The 18,883-nt window shown below is 69.3% G+C and carries 17 protein-coding genes and 1 pseudogene; 7 read left to right on the forward strand and 11 right to left on the reverse strand.

All coding sequences use genetic code 11. The annotated features are described in order from the left end of the window. Positions 1–13: 13 nt before the first annotated feature. Both J7656_RS06610 and J7656_RS06615 read right to left on the reverse strand, forming a co-directional pair. Complete coding sequence (locus J7656_RS06610; RefSeq protein WP_211554449.1) at positions 14–934, reverse strand: DMT family transporter; 921 nt, start codon at positions 932–934, stop codon at positions 14–16. Between the two features lie 89 nt (positions 935–1,023). Continuing rightward, positions 1,024–1,683: an ArsR/SmtB family transcription factor gene (locus J7656_RS06615; RefSeq protein ID WP_017344503.1), complete on the reverse strand. Its 660-nt coding sequence runs from the start codon at positions 1,681–1,683 to the stop codon at positions 1,024–1,026. A 243-nt stretch (positions 1,684–1,926) separates the two neighbouring features. On the opposite strand from J7656_RS06615, the gene J7656_RS06620 reads away from it, so the two are divergent. Further along, a complete protein-coding gene (locus J7656_RS06620) occupies positions 1,927–2,457 on the forward strand; it encodes an Lrp/AsnC family transcriptional regulator (RefSeq protein WP_211554451.1) in 531 nt (176 codons plus the stop codon). Positions 2,458–2,478: 21 nt separating this feature from the next. Here the strand turns inward: J7656_RS06620 and J7656_RS06625 are convergent, their stop codons facing one another. Next, positions 2,479–3,699 (reverse strand): acyl-CoA dehydrogenase family protein, encoded by a 1,221-nt coding sequence (locus tag J7656_RS06625; RefSeq protein ID WP_017344505.1) that lies wholly within the window; start codon positions 3,697–3,699, stop codon positions 2,479–2,481. A gap of 199 nt (positions 3,700–3,898) precedes the next feature. On the opposite strand from J7656_RS06625, the gene J7656_RS06630 reads away from it, so the two are divergent. After that, positions 3,899–4,966, forward strand: coding sequence for a phosphotransferase family protein (locus J7656_RS06630; RefSeq protein WP_211554452.1), 1,068 nt, complete (start codon positions 3,899–3,901; stop codon positions 4,964–4,966). Between the two features lie 27 nt (positions 4,967–4,993). On the opposite strand, the gene J7656_RS06635 is transcribed toward J7656_RS06630, so the two are convergent. The 7 genes and pseudogenes from J7656_RS06635 to J7656_RS06665 form a co-directional block, all read right to left on the reverse strand. Next, on the reverse strand, positions 4,994–5,821 hold the full coding sequence (locus J7656_RS06635; RefSeq protein WP_211554454.1) for an SDR family NAD(P)-dependent oxidoreductase: 828 nt from the start codon (positions 5,819–5,821) through the stop codon (positions 4,994–4,996). After that, positions 5,818–7,466: pseudogene (locus J7656_RS06640) on the reverse strand (long-chain fatty acid--CoA ligase). The gene J7656_RS06635 and the pseudogene J7656_RS06640 overlap by 4 nt, the downstream one beginning before the upstream one ends. Further along, positions 7,459–8,172, reverse strand: coding sequence for an ABC transporter ATP-binding protein (locus J7656_RS06645; RefSeq protein ID WP_017344509.1), 714 nt, complete (start codon positions 8,170–8,172; stop codon positions 7,459–7,461). Before J7656_RS06645 ends, J7656_RS06640 begins: the two are co-directional and overlap by 8 nt. Continuing rightward, on the reverse strand, positions 8,169–8,942 hold the full coding sequence (locus tag J7656_RS06650) for an ABC transporter ATP-binding protein (protein WP_017344510.1): 774 nt from the start codon (positions 8,940–8,942) through the stop codon (positions 8,169–8,171). The genes J7656_RS06645 and J7656_RS06650 overlap by 4 nt, the downstream gene beginning before the upstream one ends. Then, entirely contained in the window at positions 8,939–10,117 is a 1,179-nt protein-coding gene (locus J7656_RS06655; RefSeq protein ID WP_017344511.1) for a branched-chain amino acid ABC transporter permease, read from the reverse strand. Before J7656_RS06655 ends, J7656_RS06650 begins: the two co-directional genes overlap by 4 nt. Continuing rightward, the gene (locus J7656_RS06660; RefSeq protein WP_017344512.1) at positions 10,114–11,007 is read right to left on the reverse strand and encodes a branched-chain amino acid ABC transporter permease; all 894 of its coding nucleotides are present in this window, start codon (positions 11,005–11,007) and stop codon (positions 10,114–10,116) included. The genes J7656_RS06655 and J7656_RS06660 overlap by 4 nt, the downstream gene beginning before the upstream one ends. Before the next feature lie 16 nt (positions 11,008–11,023). Continuing rightward, the gene (locus J7656_RS06665; RefSeq protein WP_017344513.1) at positions 11,024–12,352 is read right to left on the reverse strand and encodes an ABC transporter substrate-binding protein; all 1,329 of its coding nucleotides are present in this window, start codon (positions 12,350–12,352) and stop codon (positions 11,024–11,026) included. A 195-nt stretch (positions 12,353–12,547) separates the two neighbouring features. Between J7656_RS06665 and J7656_RS06670 the strand changes: the two genes are divergently transcribed. From J7656_RS06670 to J7656_RS06680, 3 genes are all read left to right on the forward strand, one after another. After that, positions 12,548–13,909 (forward strand): NAD-dependent succinate-semialdehyde dehydrogenase, encoded by a 1,362-nt coding sequence (locus tag J7656_RS06670; RefSeq protein ID WP_211554455.1) that lies wholly within the window; start codon positions 12,548–12,550, stop codon positions 13,907–13,909. Between the two features lie 51 nt (positions 13,910–13,960). After that, positions 13,961–15,529, forward strand: a complete 1,569-nt coding sequence (gpmI, locus tag J7656_RS06675) for a 2,3-bisphosphoglycerate-independent phosphoglycerate mutase (RefSeq protein ID WP_211554456.1) — start codon at positions 13,961–13,963, stop codon at positions 15,527–15,529. Between the two features lie 63 nt (positions 15,530–15,592). Further along, on the forward strand, positions 15,593–16,735 hold the full coding sequence (locus J7656_RS06680; protein ID WP_211554457.1) for a thiolase family protein: 1,143 nt from the start codon (positions 15,593–15,595) through the stop codon (positions 16,733–16,735). Between the two features lie 338 nt (positions 16,736–17,073). Here the strand turns inward: J7656_RS06680 and thiL are convergent, their stop codons facing one another. Further along, positions 17,074–17,985, reverse strand: a complete 912-nt coding sequence (gene thiL / locus J7656_RS06685; protein ID WP_211554458.1) for a thiamine-phosphate kinase — start codon at positions 17,983–17,985, stop codon at positions 17,074–17,076. A 289-nt stretch (positions 17,986–18,274) separates the two neighbouring features. On the opposite strand from thiL, the gene J7656_RS06690 reads away from it, so the two are divergent. Both J7656_RS06690 and J7656_RS06695 read left to right on the forward strand, forming a co-directional pair. Continuing rightward, on the forward strand, positions 18,275–18,676 hold the full coding sequence (locus tag J7656_RS06690) for a hypothetical protein (RefSeq protein ID WP_017344518.1): 402 nt from the start codon (positions 18,275–18,277) through the stop codon (positions 18,674–18,676). Continuing rightward, on the forward strand, positions 18,673–18,882 hold the full coding sequence (locus J7656_RS06695) for a hypothetical protein (RefSeq protein WP_026046311.1): 210 nt from the start codon (positions 18,673–18,675) through the stop codon (positions 18,880–18,882). The genes J7656_RS06690 and J7656_RS06695 overlap by 4 nt, the downstream gene beginning before the upstream one ends. Position 18,883: the final 1 nt, after the last annotated feature.

Below are 18,883 nucleotides of genomic sequence, written 5' to 3' on the forward strand. Positions count from 1 at the left end.
GGTGCCGAGTCGCTCACCCGGTCACGCCGGCCGCGCGTAGCTCCTCGCGGATCGCGTCGCGTTTCACTAAGGCGAAACCGACGCAGATGATCAGGAAGCCGGCGACCGTCGTTGCGGTGATCCCCTCATCGAGGAGGAGCCACCCGACGACGGCGGCGAACACGGGCGCGACGTAGGAGACGAGGTTGATCTCGATCGGGCCGAGCCGGTCGAGCAGGTCGAAGTAGATGAGGAAGCCGATTCCGCTGGCGACGACCGAGAGGTAGCCCAAGGCGAGCAGCGACTCCGTCGTCCACGCGACGTCGGCGACCGACTCGCCGAGTGCGAGCGAGACCAAGTGGGTGAGTCCGGCACCGAGCAGCATCGCCCACGCCTCCATCGTCTCGACCGCGATGTCGGCCTCGGAGGCCCGGGAGAGGACGGAGCCGAGCGCGAAGGAGGCGGCCGCGAGCAGGACGAGCAGCTTCGCGACCGTGCCGCCGCCGGTCAGGTTCGCGGGGTCAGGGTTCGCGAGCACGACCGCGCCGACGAGCCCGATCGCCAGCCCGAGCGCCCCGACCGCGGTCAGTCGCTCCGCGGGGAGGAAGGCGCGCGCGAACACCGTGGTCAGGAGCGGAGAGAGGCTGACGATGACGGCCGCGACGGCGCTCGTCACCGCAGGGTCGGTCTCGCCGACGAACAGGAACGAGTGGTAGGCGGCGATGATGAACACGGCGCCGGAGAGGACTTCCAACCACGCGTCGCGGCCGCGGGGGATCGGGTCGTCGACCGCGTACGCGGCGTACGCGAGCATGACGACCCCGGCCACGTCGTACCGGAGCGCCGCGAACAGCACCGGCGGGAAGTACGCCAACCCCGCCTTGATCGCGACGAACGCCGAACCCCAGACGGAGGCGAGGATCAGGAACAGCGAGAGGTTTCTGAGACGGCTCACGTCCGCCCTCTCCCCGCGGCGCGCCAAAAGGTTCCGGAAACGGTCGCGTTCGCTGGATTCGCCCGGGAGGGAGAGGCGGGTGGCGTCCGCTACCGGACTCGGTACCCGTCGGCGTCGCGGGCGACGACGCCCACGTCGGAGAGCCGGCTGAGCGCGCTCTCGACCGTCGACTCCCGCGCGCCGACCTCGTCGGCGACCGCCGCGGGGGTGCCGTCCGTCTCGACCACTGCGGCGATGACGGCCGCGAAGAAGCGGCTGTCGGCCTGCCCGCCGAGCCGCTCGTCGATCTCCCCCAGCGCGTCCTCGACGCGACCCTGAACCCACCGCTGGGCGAGCGAGAGCTCGCGGTCGAGGTCCTGAAGCCGCGCGAACTCCTGGGCGAGCTCCGCGAGGTCACCCGTCGCGCCTGAGCCGTCGGGGGCCTCGATCGAGAGGTGCGGACAGCGCCCGGACATGTCGAGGCTGTTCTTCGCCGGGTAGGCGCTCTTCGCGCCGAAGCCGTACGGCGAGACGCTCACCTCTAAGCGGAGGCTGCGCGCGATCCGGAAGTACTTCCGGCGCTGGTCGTCCGTCGTCGACTCGACGAGACCGGCCTCCTCCAGCTTCCGCAGGTGGTCGATCACCGCCTTCGGGCTCACGTCGAGGTACTCCGAGATCTCCGTGACGTAGCAGGGTTTGGTCGCGAGAAGCCGGAGGATTCGCCGCCGGTTCTCGTTGCCGAGGAGATCGAGCAGTACCGCGGAGTCCATTAACGTGTGGTTAGCGTTCAGCGGATAAAAGGTTGGCTTCCGGCGACAGACGCGTCGAGCGGAGATCGAAGGACGGGACGGCGGGTGGAGCGATTCGTTCGTGCTCGCTTTCGCCCGCCGCTGAGGCGCCGTCCCCGAGCAGGTGCGGCTCGTTCGTTCGACCGCCTCACGCTATGACGTATCTCGATACCGCCGCGGCAGCCCAAATACTGATTACCGTGACGGCGCACCCTTACGGAGGGAATGCCCGAGAAACAGCCGCGTCCCGAATGGAACCTCTCCGAGCGGGACACGATCATCTTACAGGAACTCGCGCGCGACCCGCAGCTCACCTCCCGCAGGCTCCGGGACCTCCTCGACGAGGAGCACGACATCGACGTCTCTCACGTCACCGTCAACGAGTCGATCCGGCGGATGCGCGAGGACGGAGTGTTCCGCGAGGCGCTGGTCCCCAACGAAGAGCAGCTCTTCTTCTCGCTTTTCGAGTTCCAGTTCAACCCCGAGGGGTTCGAAGAGAACTGGCGGGACGCGCTCGAACACATCCGGTCGAGCCGCCACACGTTCATGTACTTCCTCTCCGACGGCGACTACCAGTGGAAGACCATCATGATGTTCAAAGACCGCGAACAGGAGTCGAAGTGGATCCACGAGTTCTACAAGGAGTACGGCGAGCTCATCACTAACCTCCGCAACTCCGTCGTGACGAACGTCCTCAAGTTCGGGACCGACCCCGAGCTGTTCGAGGTGTTTCAGGAGGACGGCGACGACGAGTGACCGTCGCCGCCGGTCACCGACTCAGTCGAATTCGCCGAACCGCGTGACGGCCTCTAACTCCTCCGTCGGCGGGTCCTCGAACGCGTCCCGCGCGATCGACCGCCGGTGGACCTCGTCGGCGCCGTCGACGATGCGGAACTGCCGGACGTTCTCGTGGAAGCGCGCGATCGGCAGGTCGTAGGCGATCCCGTTGCCGCCGCAGAACTGGAGGGCGTCGTCGATCGCCTCCTGCGTCACGTTCGCCGCGAACGTCTTCGCCATCGCCACCTCGATCCGCGCCTCGTGGCCGTCGGCGATCCGCCCGGCCGCGTGCCGCACCATCGTGCGGGCGGCGTGGAGCTCGGTCCGGCGGTCGGCGATCCGGAACCGCGGGCCCTGCTTCTCCGAGAGCGGCTCGCCGAACCCCTCCCGCTCGGAGAGGTACGCGGTCGCGATGTCGAGCGCGCGGTCGGCCATCCCGGCGTACCGCATACAGTGGGTGAGCCGGGCCGGCCCGAGCCGCTGTTGGACCAGCGTGAACCCCTCGTTCTCCTCGCCCAGCGTGTTCTCCACGGGCACCCGGACGTTGTCGAACCGGATCTCGGCGTGCGTCGTCCCCACCAGCCCCTCGCCGAGGTGCGGGATGTTCCGGACGATCTCGACGCCGTCGGCGTCGGCGGGCACGAGGATGACCGAACAGCCCGCGTACGGGTGCGCCTCCTGGTCGGTGCGCGCGAACGTCAGGAACACGTCGGCGTCGAGGCCGCCCGTCGTCCACCACTTGTGACCGTCGATGACCCACTCGTCGCCGTCCTTCTCGGCGGTCGTCCCCAGCATCTTCGGGTCCGACCCGCCGCCCCCCATCGGCTCGGTCATCGCGAACCCGGAGTCGATCTCGCCGGCCGCGAGCGGGCGGAGCCAGCGCTCCTTCTGCTCCTCGGTGGCCGCGATCTCGAGGGTGTGCATGTTCCCCTCGTCCGGCGCCGCACACCTGAGTGCGGTCGGGCCGAGCAGGCTCCGTCCCGCCTCCTCGAACACGGGGAGCATCTCGCGGAAGCCGAGCCCGAGCCCGCCGTACTCCTCGTCGACCTGCGGGGCGTAGATGCCCTCGTCGCGCGCGGCGTCGCGCAGCGCCTCGATCTCCGCCGGCGGGATCGGCCCCCGACCGAGCCACTCACGCTCGACCGGGAGCACCGTCTCGTCGACGAACTCCCTGACGGCCTCGGCGACCTCCGGTCCGCGTCCGATGTCGTCGTACTCCATACCGGCCCTTATTTAGCAATGTAAATAGTGGTTCCGGCTATTCTCCCAAAATTCTATATTACGCGAAACTGATCCCCAATGTACCGAAAAATAGATTTACAATGTTAGTTGAATATGCGACAACCGATGAAAGCCGTTCGGGCATAGATCGGCCGGCTGCCGTCGCCTCCGGCCCGCATCGAACGGGGGGAGACCGGCCGTGACTGACGCCGATTACCTCGACAGGCTGGTCGACGACGACGCGCTCGGGACGTATCTCGCGGGCGAGTTCGGGCCGGCCGACACGTTCGCCGTCGAGCGACACGCGGAGGGGCACTCGAACGAGACGCTGTTCGTCACGTGGGGCGACCGCGAGTTAGTCATCCGGCGGCCGCCGCCCGGCGAGACGGCCGACACGGCCCACGACGTGCTGCGCGAGTACCGCGTCGTCGACGCACTCTCCGACACCGGCGTCCCGGTTCCATCGACGCTGCGCGCCTGCGACGACGCCGCGGTGCTCGGGAGCGACTTCTACGTCATGGAGCGCACCGACGGCGACGTGCTGCGCGACGCCGAGCCAACGCGGTTCGCCGACCCGGCCGCGCGCGAACGCGTCGGGGGCGAACTCGTCGACACGCTCGCGGCGATCCACGCGGTGGACTACGAGGCGGTCGGGCTCGGCGAGTTCGGTCGCCCGGAGGGGTACACGGCCCGGCAGGTCGAGCGCTGGACGAACCAGCTCGACTGGGCCTTCGGGACGACGGAGTCGGTCAGGGAGGTGCCGGACTTGGTCGCCGTCGGCGAGTGGCTCGCCGACAACGTGCCCGACGAGCACCCGGAGACGCTCGTCCACGGCGACTTCAAGCTCGACAACGTGATGTACGGCCCCGGGACGCCGCCGGCGGTCGTGGCCGTCTTCGACTGGGAGCTGTCGACGCTCGGCGACCCCCTCGCCGACCTCGGCTGGCTGCTGTTGTTCTGGTACGACGAGGGCGACCCGGCCCCGGCGATGCCCGACCTGATGTCGACGTTCACCGCCCGCGAGGGGTACCCGACGCGCGCGGAACTGATCGACCGGTACGAGGCGTCGACGGGCCGCGAGTTCGCCCACGAGCGGTTCTACCGCGCGCTTGCGGCGTACAAGATGGCCGCGCTCGGCGAGATGTTCCTCGCGCGGCACCTGAACGACGACAGCGACGACCCGCTGTATCCGAAGATGGAGACGCAGGTCCCCGAGCTCGCGGCGCGGACGCTCGCGTACGTGGAAGGCGAGACCGAGCGGCTGTAGGCCCGCCGTCGGACCGTGGGCCGCGACTTACCGCGCCGTCCAGCCGCCGTCCGCGGCGAGCGTCTCGCCGGTGACGAAGCTCGCCGCGTCGCTCGCGAGGAAGACGACCGGGCCGGCTATCTCCGTCGGCTCGGCGAAGCGGTCGAGCGGCGTCCGGTCGAGGATCGACTGCCGGAGCCGCTCGTTCTCTTGGAGGGTCTCCGTGAGTTCGGTCGCGACGTACCCGGGCGCGACCGCGTTCACCCGCACCTCCGGCGCCCAGTCCATCGCCGCGCTCTTCGTCAGCCCGACGAGCCCGTGTTTCGACGCGACGTACGGGTGCTGTTTCGGCAGCCCGACCTCGCCCGCCACGCTGGCGACGTTGACGACGCTCCCCTCCGCCTCACGCAGGTGCGGGCCGGCGGCCCGGAGGGTCCGGAACGAGCCCCGCAGGTTCACGTCGAGCACGCCGTCGACCGCGTCCGACTCGATCTCGGTCGGGTCCCCGAGCGCGTCGTCGGGGTTGAACCCGGCGTTGTTGACCAAGACGTCGAGCGAGCCGAACGCCTCGACGGTCTCCTCCACGAGCGCCTCCACGTCGGCGTCGTCGGTCACGTCCGCGGTGATCCCGCGCGCCTCGACGCCGAGGTCGCGGGCCTCGTCGGCGACGGCCTCGACCTCCGCGGCCGTGCGCGCAGATGGGACGACCGTCGCCCCCGCCGCGGCCATCCCGAGGGTTATCGCGCGCCCGATCCCGCGCCCGCCGCCGGTGACGACGGCGACCTTCCCAGAGAGATCCGGGAGGGCGTCGCCCGGCGTCGGGGCGGCGGCGTCCGCACCGTCTCCGTCGGCCGACGGCACCTCCTCGTCTCTCATTCGCCACCTCCGTCGCCCGGCGCGTACGGCAGCTCCGGCTCCTCGACGGTCTCCCGGAGCGTCTTCTTGTCGAACTTCCCGGTCGCGGTCTTCGGGATCTCCTCGCGGAACCGGACGTCGTCCGGGAGCCACCAGCGCGGGAACTCTTCTTCGAGGAACGACCGGATCGCCTCCACGTCGAGCTCGCGGCCCGCCTTCGGCACGACGAACGCCAGCGGCCGCTCCTGCCAACGCTCGTGCGGCGCCGCGATCACGACCGCCTCGGCGACGTCGTCGTGCGCCATCAGGGCGTTCTCCAGCTCGATGCTGGAGATCCACTCGCCGCCCGACTTGATCACGTCCTTGGCTCGGTCGACGACCTCAATGTATCCGTCCTCGTCGACGGTGGCGATGTCGCCGGTGCGGAGCCAGCGCGCCCCGCCGTCCTCGGCCGCGACGAAGTCCGTCTCGTTGGCCTCCGGGCGGTTGTAGTACTCGCTGACGACGCTGGGGCCGCGGACGAGCAGCTCGCCGAACGCCTCGCCGTCCCAGGCGATCGGCTCGCCGTCGTCTCCGACGACCCGCATCTCCAGCCCGGGCGAGAGCAGCCCCTGCTTCGCCCGCTTGTCGAGTTCCGCCTCGCGGTCGCCGTCGGCGGTCCCCGAGGTCGGCCGCGAGACCGACCCGATGCTCATCGTCTCGGTCATTCCCCACGCGTGTTCGATCGTCACGTCGTGTTCGTCCTCGTACCGCCGCATCACCTCCCGCGGCGCGGCACTGCCGCCGACGACGATGCGTTCGAGCGAGGAGAGGTCGCCGCCGTGCTCGTCTAAGTGGTCGAGCACGTCGATCCACACCGTCGGGACCCCAGCGGTGAGCGTCACGCCCTCCTCCTCGATCAGCTCGACGAGGTCGGCGGGGTCCGGGACGGTCCCGGGTACACCTGTTTCGCGCCCGCCATCGTCACGGCGTACGGGAACTCCCACGAGTTCACATGGAACATGGGGACGACCGGCATCACCACGTCGTCCTCGGCGATGTCGAGCGCGGCGGGCGTCATCACCATCATCGCGTGGGCGTAGATCATCTTGTGGGTGTACTCGACCCCCTTCGGCTTCCCCGTCGTCCCGGAGGTGTAACACATCCCGGCGGGGTCGTCCTCGGAGAGCGAGGGCCACGATTCCATCGGGTCGGCGTCCGCGATCAGCTCCTCGAACGACGACAGCGGCAGGTCCGCCTCCGTCTCGGGGACCGCGTCGTCCATGACGACGACCTCGCGGACGCCGTCGATCCGGTCCCACAGGCGGTCGAGGACCGCCACGGCGTCGCGGTCGACGATCAGCACGTCGTCCGCGGCGTCGTTGATGATATACTCGACGTTGTCGTCCTGTAACAGGAGGTTCACGGTGTGGAGCTGCGCGCCGGAGAGGGGTACGGCGTAGTACGCCTCCAAGTGGCGGTGCGTGTTCCACCCGAGCGTCCCGACGCGGTCGCCAGGCTCGACGCCGAGGTCGGCGAGCGCGGCCGCGAGCCGCCGGACGCGGTCGCCGAAGTCGGCGTAGGTGTAGCGGTCGACCCCGTCGTGGGTGCGTGAGACGACCTCCGTCTCCGGGAACAGCCGCGTCGCCCGCCAGAAGAACGGGCGGAGGGTGAGCTCCTCAGGCATCGGCGGTCCCCACGGAGAGGTACGTCTCGAGGAGGTCCTCGCGGTCCCGGATCTCCGCGACGGTGCCGTCGAAGACGATCTCGCCGGTGTCCATGATGTACCCCCGCTCGGCGAGGTCGAACGCGAACTCGACGTTCTGTTCGGTCAGCAGGACGGTGACGTTCTGGTCGACGACCGTCTGGACGATCTCTCGCAGGTCGTCGACGATCACCGGCGCGAGCCCCTCGGTCGGCTCGTCGAGCAGCAGCACGTCTGGCGCTTGGACGAGCGCGCGGGCGACCGACACCATCTGCTGTTCGCCGCCGCTGAGGTTCCGCCCGTTGCTGCCGCGGAGGTCGTCGAGCGCCGGGAACAGCTCGTACATCTCCTCGACCGGCCGCGGGTCGCTCGCCAAGTTGTGCGCCAGCCGGAGGTTCTCCTGAACGGTCAGCGTGGGGAACACCCGGCGGTCCTCCGGCACGAGCGAGATCCCGCGCTCGTTGATCTCGTCCGACGACAACCCCGCTATCTCCTCGCCGCGGTACGTGATCGACCCCGAGCGCGGCGGCGACGCGCCGACGATCGAGCGCATCGTCGTCGTCTTCCCGGCGCCGTTGCGCCCGAGCAGCGTCACCACTTCGCCCTCGTCGATCTCCAGTGAGACCCCGTGGAGCACGTGGCTGTTCCCGTAGTACGTGTCGATATCGTCGACCGTGAGTATCGTCATACGCTATCACTCCCTAAGTACGCCTCGGTCACCCGTTCGTCCGTGAGCACGTCCTCCGGCGCCCCGTCCGCGAGGATCGACCCCTCGGCGAGTACGACGATCCGGTCGGAGATATCGGTGACGACGTCCATGTTGTGTTCCGTCACGACGAACGTGGCGTCTAAGTCCTCGTCGAGCTCGCGGATCAGCGAGACGATCTCCGTGACCTCCGTCGGGTTCATCCCCGCGGTCGGTTCGTCCATCAGGAACACGTTCGGCTCGATGGCGAGCGCTAAGGCGATCTCGACGGTCCGCTTCTCGCCGTGGCTCAGCGTGTCGCAGGGCGTGTCCGCGATGTCGGTGAGCCCGGTGAGCTCCAACAGCTCTTCGACGTCGGCCTCGACCGACTCGTCGCCGGTCGCCCGCGAGCGGAAGTCGAGCCGGGAGCCATCGTGGCTGATCCGGGCGACCCGCACGTTCTCGCGGACGGTGAGCCCCTCGAAGATATTCGTTATCTGGTACGAGCGCGAGAGCCCAGCCTGCGCCACCTCGTGCGGCTCCGCGTCGGTGACGTCGGCGAGGTCGTCCCCGTCCCCGCTCCGGAGCCAGATCGACCCCGACGTGGGTTCGAGCACGCCCGTCAGCAGGTTGTAGAACGTCGTTTTTCCGGCCCCGTTCGGGCCGATGATGCTGGTGATCTTGTCGTCGTCGATCTCGATGGAGACGTCGTCGACGGCGGTCAGTTGGCCGAACTGTTTGCGGAGGTCTTCGGTCTTGAGGACGGTCGTCACGAGTTATCACCTCTGTCAGCGCGCGCGTTGTCGTCGCCCGATTCGGCTCCGTCGTCCGCCGCAGTCGACGCCTGCCCGCCGTTGAGGGCGCCGCCACCCCCGCCGCCGCCGCCGTCGCCGTCGCCGTCTCCGAACAGTCGGTCGCGGAGCAGCAGGAGGCCGCCGACGGCGCCCTGCTTGAAGAACAGCACGACGGCGATGAGCAGCGCGCCGAAGAACAGCTCCCAGTACGCTTCGAGCGCCGGGAAGCGGCTGATCGCCCACCGGATGTACAGGAAGATGAACGCTCCGACGATCGGACCGTAGAAGTAGGTCGCGCCGCCGATCACGGTCGCGATGACGGCGATCGCGCTCGTCGACCAGTGCGTGAGCCCGGGCGACGCGACGCTCGCGAGCCCCGCGCGCAACACGCCGGCGATTCCGACGACCGCCGCCGAGACGATGAACGTCATCCAGCGGTGGTGGCCGACGTCGATCCCGAGCGCGGCCGCGCGGTCGGGACTCTCGCGGATCGCCTTACAGACAGTCCCGAACGGCGAATTGACGACGCGCCACACCCCGTACGTCGCCGCGACCACGGTGACGGCCGAAATGGCGTAGTAGATCCGACGGCCGCCGATCCGGAGGCTGAAGCCGCCGAGGTCGACGGTCCCGAGCAGGACGATTACCCCGTCGGTCCCGTTCGTCAGCCCCGCCGGGTCCTGAATGATGAGCGAGTAGCCCAACATCCCGAACGCGAGGGTGATCAGCGCGAAGTAGATCTCCTCTAACCGGACGCTGAGCCACCCGACGGGCACGGCCACGAGAACGACGAGCACGAGGCCGACGACGCCGCCGAGGACGAACGTGACGAGCGGCGAGATCCCGGCGCCGACGATGTCGGCGATCACCGGGCCGAGGTCTCGCAACACGATCGCGATCCCGTACGCGCCGCCCGCGTAGAACAGGCCGTGACCGAACGAGAGCAGGCCCGTGTAGCCGTACAGCAGGTTGAAGCCGAGCGCGAACAGCGCGACGACGAGGAAGTCGGTGAACAGGTACACCTGGAACGGCGGCGCGAGGGCGATAAGCACCAGCGCGACGGCCCCGAGAAGGCCGAACCGCTCGCGGGTCCACCCCTCGGCGACCGCCGAGCCGAACCGGCTGACCCGGCCGCCCGTGTCGGTCGCGCTCATTCGCCGATCCCCCCGAACAGGCCCTCGGGACGGATCAGCAACACGATCACCATCGCGAGGAAGGGGATCGCGATGCTGCCGGCGCTGATGAACTGCGGGCCGAGGCTCTGCATCATGCCGATGAGCATCGCGCCGACGAAGGCGCCGCTCATGGAGCCGAGTCCGCCGATAACCACGACGATGAACGCGTCGATGATCACCTGGTCGCCGAGCGCCGGGCTGGTCGCCTGGAGCGGCGCCGACAGCGCGCCGCCGAGCCCGGCCAACACGCTCCCGAGGAAGAAGACCCCGGTGTAGAGCCGGGGCACGTCGACGCCGAGCATGGCCGCCATCTCGCGGTCAGAGGAGGTCCCCCGGACCAGCGAGCCGAAGTACGTCCGCGTGATGAACAGCCACAGCGCGACGAGCACCCCGACGGCCAGACCGATGACGACCAGCCGGTACGCGTTGAACGTGCTCCCGCCGAGCGTCACGGAGAAGTTGAACACGTCCGGCGGGTCGATCGAGTACGACCCCGACCCCCAGATGAACCGGACCGCCTCGTGGATCACGAGCACGAACCCGAACGTGACGATGAGCTGGTCGAGGTCCGAGTCGACTCGGTTGTACAGCCGGCGGATCGCCGAGAACTCGATCGCGGCGCCGACGACGCCGACGGCGAGCGCGCCGACCACGACGGCGATCCAGAAGTTGTCGACGACGTTCGAGACGACGGCGAGCGTGACGTACGCGCCGAGCATGTAGAACCCGCCGTGCGCGAAGTTGAGCACGCCGAGCACGCCGAAGATGAGGCTCAGACCGACGGCGATCAGGAAGAGCCGACTCCCGAGGCTCAGCCCGATGACGACGTCGGCGATACCGATCAGTGGAACGAGTGATGTGAGACTCATGAGAACGGCGACGGGCTTAGATACCCGCCGGGAGGTCAGAGTCGCCGAGCGCCTCCGACAGCACGTCGGGACCCGCCTCGTACCGATTCACGGGGTCGAGCACGTTGCTCTCCCACTCGTCGTCGTACGTGACGGTGCCCCAGATGGACGCGACCGTCGCCTGGTTCGTCTCGCTGAACTGGTAGTCGCCGACGGGGCCCGAGTGCTCCATACCGGTGAACTCGTCGACGAGTGCACTGGGGTCCGTCCCTCCGGCGGACTCGATCGCCTCCTTGTACAGGTGGACCGCCCGATACGCGCCCTCTGCGTTGTACGTCGGGAGCGACTCGTACTCCTCGTAGTACGCCTCGCGGAACGAGTTGTTCGCCTCGGTGTCGGGGACGAACGGATCGTACCGCGTGGAGGCGTACTCCCCCTCCGGAAGCGGGCTGCCGTCGCTCGGGAGGTCCGTCCCCATCCCGACGCTGAACAGCGTGTGGTCGATCTGGTCGAACCAGCCCGCGCTCTCGGCCTGTCCGATGAACGTCGTGAGGTCGGCGCCCCACAGCGGCGTGAGCACCGCGTCCGGGTCGGCGTCGAGGATGGAGCTGATAAAGGGCGTGTAGTCGCTGGTCGCCAGTGCCGGGAACTGCTCGGCCGTGAACTCGGCCTCGACGCCGAGCCCGTCGCAGTACGCCTGGAAGTAGTCCCACGTCTCGTACCCGAACGCGTAGTCCGGGCCGATGGTGGCCCACTCGGTCGCGTCGAGATTCTCGGCGACCCGCGCGGCCCCGTAGATGTCCTGTGCGAGGCTGTTGGAGTCGCGGAACACGTACTCGTTCCCGACGGAGTCCTCGTGTTCGCCCTGCGGCGAGGTGACGAACGGGGTCGCCGCGTGCGTGATCATGAACGGCATCTGGAGCTGCGAGATCTGCGGCGCGACGGCCTGGGCGACGCCGCTGGAGTCGAGCCCGAACAGCCCGTCGACGTTGTCCTCCTGGACGAGGCTGCGGATCTGCTGGATCGCCGTGTCGGCACTCGCCTCGGTGTCGCGGACGAGCACCTCGACGTCCCGCCCGTCGATACCGCCGTTGTCGTTGATCTCTGACACCGCGAAGTCGATTCCGCGTTCGGCCTCCTCGCCGTACAGCGACGCGAACCCGGAGAGGATGTTCGCGGCGCCGAGCGTTACGGGCCCGCCGTCGCCGCCGCCCCCGCCGGAACAGCCGGCGAGCCCGACGGCCGCCCCCGCGCCGGCGGCCTGAAGGAACCGCCGCCGTCCGACCGGTGACCGGCCTCCCGGACTCGTCTCAGCGGCGTCGGCCTGTTTATACTTGTTTTCGGTATCGCTGTCTTCGGTTACCATTGTTAACAATCGTCCGTGAGTGTCGCTCTCCACATAAATATGCGGGTCTATGACATACAGACGTATTGGGAAATTTATGATTCTCCCGAGATCCCCGGCCTGGACCCGGATCGACCGGGTCGAACGCGGGAGTCGGCAGCCGGTCTTCCGGCGTGACTACTATTACAACGACTGTACAACGTTCACACACCTCTCATGAACGTGGTAAACCCGGCGACCGGAGCGCAGATCGAAACGTACAACGAACACGACGCGGACGACGTCGAGGCGGCGTTAGGCCGGTCGGTTCGAGCGTTCGAGGACTGGCGGACGCGCCCGCTCCGGGACCGCGAGCGGCTGCTCGCGAACGCGGCGGACGTGCTCAGAGAGAACAAGCGGCGGTACGCCGAGACGATGACGCGGGAGATGGGGAAGCCGATCTCGCAGGCGGTCGGCGAGGTCGAGAAGTGCGCGTGGGTCTGCGACCACTACGCGGAACACGCGGGCGCGTACCTCGAAGCCGACCACCACCCGAGCCCGCCGGGCTCGACGGTCAAGACCGAACACGAGCCGCTCGGCCCCGTCCTCGCGGTGATGCCGTGGAACTTCCCGTTCTGGCAGGTGTTCCGCTTCGCCGCGCCGTACCTCACGGCCGGGAACGTCGGGCTCCTCAAGCACGCGTCGAACGTGCCCGGCTGCGCGCTCGCGATCGAGGAGGTGTTCCGCGAGGCCGGCTACCCCGAGGACGTCTTCCAGACGCTTCTGATCCCCTCGGACCTCGTCGACGACCTCCTAACGGACGACCGCGTCCGGGCCGCGACGCTGACCGGGAGCGGGCCGGCCGGGCGCGCGGTCGCTGCGAGCGCCGGCGACCAGCTCAAGAAGACCGTCCTCGAACTCGGCGGGAGCGACCCGTTCGTCGTCCTCGACGACGCCGACGTCGCGGCCGCGGCCGAGACGGGCGCGTGGGCGCGGAACCTGAACGGGGGCCAGTCGTGCATCGCCGCGAAGCGCTTCGTCGTCCACACGGACGTGTACGACGAGTTCCTCGACGCGCTCGTCGACGAGGTCGACGCGCTCGTCGTCGGCGACCCGACCGACGAGGCGACCGACGTCGGGCCGCAGGCGCGGGAGGACCTCATGGAGTCGCTCCACGAGCAGGTGACCGCGAGCGTCGACGCCGGCGCGACGGTCGTGACCGGCGGAGAGCCGCTCGACCGAGCGGGGGCGTTCTACCCGCCGACCGTCCTGACCGACGTCCCCGAGGGGTGCCCCGTCGACACCGAGGAGACGTTCGGGCCGGTGGCCACGGTGTACGAGGTCGACGACGAGGAGGCGGCGATCGAGACGGCCAACGACACCGAGTTCGGGCTCGGCGCGAGCGTCTGGACCGAGGACCGCGACCGCGGCGAGCGCGTGGCGAGCCGCATCGACGCGGGCTGCGTGTACGTGAACCAGCTGGTGAAGTCCGACCCGCGGGTCCCCTTCGGCGGCGTCAAGGACTCGGGCTACGGTCGGGAGCTCTCCGAGGCCGGGATCAAGGAGTTCGTCAACCGCAAGACCGTCTGGGTCGAGTGATGGGAGTGACAGCCATCGAAGGGTAGTTACCCCCGGGCGGCACGCTGGGGTATGGAGACGGCACTCGTCATCCTCGACGGCTGGGGGCTCGGCGACCACGACCGCCGCGACGCCGTGAAGGCGGCCGACACGCCGACGTTCGATGCGGCGACGGCGCGCGGGGCGGACGGCCGCCTCGTCGTCCACGGGCGGCGCGTGGGGCTCCCCGAGGGACAGATGGGCAACTCCGAGGTCGGCCACCTCAACATCGGCGCGGGGCGGGTGGTGAAGCAGGCGTACACGCGGATCACGGACGCGCTCGCCGAGGGGTCGCTCTCGGACAACGACGCGATCGCGGACGCGCTCGACCACGCGAAATCGACCGGCGGCCGGGTCCACTTCATGGGGCTCGTCTCGGACGGCGGCGTCCACTCCGACGTCGAGCACCTGCTCGCGCTGATCGACGCCGCGGCCGACGCGGGCGTGCCCGCGACGAGTCACGCGTTCACCGACGGGCGCGACACGGCCCCGGAGATCGCCGACGAGTTCCTGGCCGACGTGACCGCGAAGGCCGACGAGCGCGGGACCGGCCACGTCGCGACCGTGACCGGCCGCTACCACGCGATGGACCGGGACGAGAACTGGGAGCGGACGCGGAAGGCGTACGACGCGATCGTCGAGCGCGAGGCCCCGCACGAGGCCGAGAGCGCGGTCGCGGCCGCCCGCGAGGCCCACGCCCGCGGCGAGACGGACGAGTTCGTCGAGCCGACGCTCGTCGCGGACGAGCCCGCGATCGATGACGCCGATGAGCAGAGCTCATCGAGCCACCGAGGCAAGCTCGATGACGGCGACGCCGTGATCTTCTTCAATTTCCGCGCGGACCGCGCCCGGCAGCTGGTCCGGATGCTCACCGGGACCCGACCGGAGTGGGGGTTCGACCTCGATCAGCCCGAGATCCGCATGACGACGATGACCGAGTACGACGAGACGTTCGAGTTCCCGGTCGCGTTCCCGCCGGAGATCCCCGCGAACACGATCGGCGAGGTCGTCGCGGACGCCGGCGGCACGCAGCTCCGGATCGCGGAGTCCGAGAAGTACCCGCACGTCACCTACTTCCTCAACGGCGGCCGCGAGGTGGAGTTCCCGGGCGAGATCCGGACCATCGTGGAGAGCCCGGACGTGCCGACCTACGACCTCCAGCCGGAGATGTCCGCGCCCGAGGTGACCGACGAGGCCGTCGAGACGATCGCCTCGGACGACCCCGACCTGCTCGTGTTGAACTACGCGAACCCGGACATGGTGGGCCACACCGGTGACTTCGACGCGGCCGTCGAGGCCGTCGAGGCCGTCGACGCCCAACTGGACCGCCTGCTCGACGCGATCGCCGACGCCGGCGCGCACGCGGTCGTCACCGCCGACCACGGCAACGCCGACGACATGGGCACCGTCGAGGATCCCCACACCGCCCACACGTACAACCCGGTCCCGTTCGTCTACCTGACGCCCGACGGCGACGACGGCGGACGCAGGGTCCGCGAGGGCGGGTCGCTGTGCGACATCGCCCCGACCCTGCTCGACCTGATGGACCGCGACCGGCCGGCGGAGATGACCGGCGAGAGCCTGCTCGAAAATAAACGATAAACTTCGGATCGATTCTCGCTCGTTCCACGGCGTTTTAATACACCGACTCACCTGTTATCTTTCATGACAGACGAGACCACGCCGGTGATCGCGGCCGCCTACCGAACGCCGCAGGGGAAAGAGGGCGGCGTCTACGAAGATGTCCGCAGCGAGGACCTCTCGACGACGCTCATCGACCACGCGCTCGCGGAGACGGGGCTGACTAGCGACCACGTCGACGACCTGATGTGGGGCGTCGCCCAGCAGCGCACCGAGCAGGACAACAACGTCGCGCGCGTCATCGCGCTGCTCTCGGACCTGGGCGAGTCGGTTCCCGCCACCTCGATCAACCGGTGGTGCGCCTCCTCGATGCAAGCGGTCATCTCGGCGTCCGACGCGATCGCCGCGGGCAACCGCGACTGTATCATCGCCGGCGGCGTCGAGAACATGAGCCGCGTCCCGATGGACGGCGACTCCTACGAGCACCTCCATCCCGAGCTCTCCGAGCAGTACAACATCTTCCAGCTACAGATGGGGATGACCGCCGAGAAGGTGGCCGAGGAGTACGACGTGAGCCGCGAGGCGCAAGACGAGTACGCGGCCCGGAGCCACCAGCGCGCCGCCGAGGCGACGGAGTCCGGCCGGTTCGACGACGAGATCGTCCCCGTCGAGACCGACGAGGGACTGGTCGAGGAAGACGAGGGGATCCGCCCTGACACGACCGCCGAGAAGCTCGCCGACCTCCCGCCCGCGTTCACGGGCGACGGCACCGTCACTGCGGGGAACTCCTCGCAGATCTCCGACGGCGCGTCGCTGACGGTCGTCACCAGTAAGGCGTTCGCCGAGGAGCACGGCCTCGACGTGCTCGCGGAGGTCGGCACGAACAACGTCGCCGGCGTCGACCCGACCGTGATGGGGATCGGCCCGGTGCCCGCCACCCGCGGGCTCCTCGAACGCGCCGGAACCGACATCGACGACTACGACCTCGTCGAACTGAACGAGGCGTTCGCCTCCCAGTGTGAGTACTCGCGCCGCGAGCTCGGTATCGACGAAGACAGCTACAACGTTAACGGCGGCGCCATCGCGCTCGGGCACCCGCTCGGCGCCTCGGGCGCGCGGCTCCCCGTCACGCTGCTCCACGAGATGCAAAAGCAGGACGCCGAACGCGGCCTCGCGACGCTCTGCGTCGGCTTCGGGCAGGGCGCCGCGATCGAGTTCCTTCGGTAGACGACGTAGGACCCGGAATTTTTCCTTCGGTGGCGCGTGCCTGCGAGGCCGCTCTGCGGCCGAGCAGCACGCGCGAGGGAGTCAGTCGCCGGAGCGAAGCGACGGCGACTGACGAGGTTGGGGAGGCGTGAGGCTGCGGTTGCGGCGCGGGGGCGGGGGCGGGACTCGAAGGGGCGGCCACGAGGCCCCCGTAGGCGACGTAAGCACCACAGGAACGAGCGAAGCGAGTGACGAGGAGCGCAGCGAGCGTACGGGGGCCTCGTGGCCGGGGCTTCGCCGGTGTTCGTCGTCGTCCTGTCAGTACCAATCAGTAAGCGAGCAATCGGATCTTCAGCGTCTTACTTGTCTCCGTGCGTGAATCCGCGGTCGGGCAGGGGGTCGCCGTCGGCGAGGACGCGCGGGGCTCCCTCTTCGGGCGCCTCGGTTACCGTCCCGATCCGAGTCAGGCCAGACGGACACGCCGCTTCGACCGCATCAACCTCCGCTTCCGGCACCGCACACAGCAGCTCGAAGTCCTCGCCGAAGTGCGCCGCGAGCTCGAACCGCTCCGCCGACCCCTCCGCGAGCTCCTCGACCGCGGGATGGACCGGAACCGCGTCCCGCTCCACCTCGATCCCGACCCCGCTCGCCTCGGCGAGCTGGTGACACGAGCGCGCCAGCCCGTCCGAGGAGTCCATCATCGCGGTCGCCGCGCCCACGAGCGCCAGCCCGTCGGCCACCCGCGGCGTGAACCGGAACAGCTCGTTGGCGCGCTCGACCGCCTCGTCCGAGTTCTTTTTAAATAGCCGGAGCGCCGCCGCCGAACGCCCCCACTCGCCGGTGACGCAGAGCGCGTCGCCCGGCCGCGCCCCGCCTCTGGTGACGGGACCTGCGTCGGTCACGTCCCCGATCGCGGTGGTCGCCGTCGTGAACTCGACGTGCTCGTCGAGGTCGCCGCCGACGTACTCGGCGTCGACGGCCTCGCAGACGTCGACCGCGCCCGCGACGAACGCGTCGAGCTCGTCCGGGTCGAACACCTCGTCGGCGTAGACGGCGACCGCGGCCCGGGCAGCCGCGCCCATCGCGGCCACGTCCGAGAGCGACGCGCCCACCGCGCGCCAGCCGGCAGTGTACCGGGTCGTCCCGGGCGGGAAGTCGGTCCGCTCGTGGAGCATGTCCGTTGTGATGACCGTCCCGTCGACGACGGCGGCGTCGTCGCCCGCGGCTGGGAGGTCGGCGGCGATGGCTCGGAGGGCGTCGCGCTCGTTCACTACCCGAAACTCCGCACGTGGACCCAATAAGCGATCGGTCCGGGCGACGGATGACGTCGACATCGGTGGCCCACGAACCCGGGGCGGCCGCCCCGTCCATGTCCCATGTTGCCATGAAACATTTAAACGGGTAATACACATTAACGAATATTATCATTATCAATCATTATGTTTATTATCCTCCTCCGATTTCCTCCGTTCGCAATGGCAGTACCCGTACACGGACACGCAGCGACCCGACGCACGGACTCGATCACCAGACGACCGCCGCAACCGCCCACACGACCCGATGACGACACCTAACGACACGCCCGACGACACGACCCGACGCACAGACGGCACGACCGACACGGACTCGACGACCCGCTCCGACCGCCGGACCGGTTCGAGCTCAACGACTACTTCTCCGCGGACGATCCCCGGCCGTACCCCGCTCACCGAGGAGGCCGGCGCGCCGCTGGTCCCGACGATCACGACCCGGCGAGCGACGGGGACGCGAACGGCCGGCTCGCCGCCGCAGACCGACACCCGGCAGCCAACCGACACCCCGCAGCCGACCGACACCCCGCAGCCGACGGCGACCGACACCCGCCGACCGACCCGCCCGCCGACGGACGGCGAGCGTGACGCGCCGCTCGTCCCCGACCTGCGTCCCGCCTCGCGGACGCGGACGGACGGGGGGTCCCGATGACGGCGAACACGACGCGCCGCCCCGTTCCCATGGCGGGGACCGGCGACGGCCCGCGACCGGACTCCACGTCGTTCGCGCCCACCGCGCGCACGGACGGCGGACGCCGCGCCGACGAGCGCCGCGCCGACAGCCGTCCCGACCGACGCTCCACCGACGAGCGCCGCGCCGCGTCGAACCGCACCGCAGCCGACGACTCCACGCTGTAAT

This window comes from Halorubrum ruber, from assembly GCF_018228765.1.
Lineage (GTDB): Archaea > Halobacteriota > Halobacteria > Halobacteriales > Haloferacaceae > Halorubrum > Halorubrum ruber.

Excerpts from the sequence above, each read along its gene's own strand:
- J7656_RS06615 (WP_017344503.1), bottom strand. The coding sequence starts at position 1,683 with ATGGACTCCGCGGTACTGCTCGATCTCCTCGGCAACGAGAACCGGCGG.
- J7656_RS06620 (WP_211554451.1), top strand. The coding sequence starts at position 1,927 with ATGCCCGAGAAACAGCCGCGTCCCGAATGGAACCTCTCCGAGCGGGAC.
- J7656_RS06625 (WP_017344505.1), bottom strand. The coding sequence starts at position 3,699 with ATGGAGTACGACGACATCGGACGCGGACCGGAGGTCGCCGAGGCCGTC.
- J7656_RS06635 (WP_211554454.1), bottom strand. The coding sequence starts at position 5,821 with ATGAGAGACGAGGAGGTGCCGTCGGCCGACGGAGACGGTGCGGACGCC.
- J7656_RS06645 (WP_017344509.1), bottom strand. The coding sequence starts at position 8,172 with ATGACGATACTCACGGTCGACGATATCGACACGTACTACGGGAACAGC.
- J7656_RS06655 (WP_017344511.1), bottom strand. The coding sequence starts at position 10,117 with ATGAGCGCGACCGACACGGGCGGCCGGGTCAGCCGGTTCGGCTCGGCG.
- J7656_RS06660 (WP_017344512.1), bottom strand. The coding sequence starts at position 11,007 with ATGAGTCTCACATCACTCGTTCCACTGATCGGTATCGCCGACGTCGTC.
- J7656_RS06665 (WP_017344513.1), bottom strand. The coding sequence starts at position 12,352 with ATGGTAACCGAAGACAGCGATACCGAAAACAAGTATAAACAGGCCGAC.
- J7656_RS06670 (WP_211554455.1), top strand. The coding sequence starts at position 12,548 with ATGAACGTGGTAAACCCGGCGACCGGAGCGCAGATCGAAACGTACAAC.
- gpmI (WP_211554456.1), top strand. The coding sequence starts at position 13,961 with ATGGAGACGGCACTCGTCATCCTCGACGGCTGGGGGCTCGGCGACCAC.
- J7656_RS06680 (WP_211554457.1), top strand. The coding sequence starts at position 15,593 with ATGACAGACGAGACCACGCCGGTGATCGCGGCCGCCTACCGAACGCCG.
- J7656_RS06690 (WP_017344518.1), top strand. The coding sequence starts at position 18,275 with ATGACGACACCTAACGACACGCCCGACGACACGACCCGACGCACAGAC.
- J7656_RS06695 (WP_026046311.1), top strand. The coding sequence starts at position 18,673 with ATGACGGCGAACACGACGCGCCGCCCCGTTCCCATGGCGGGGACCGGC.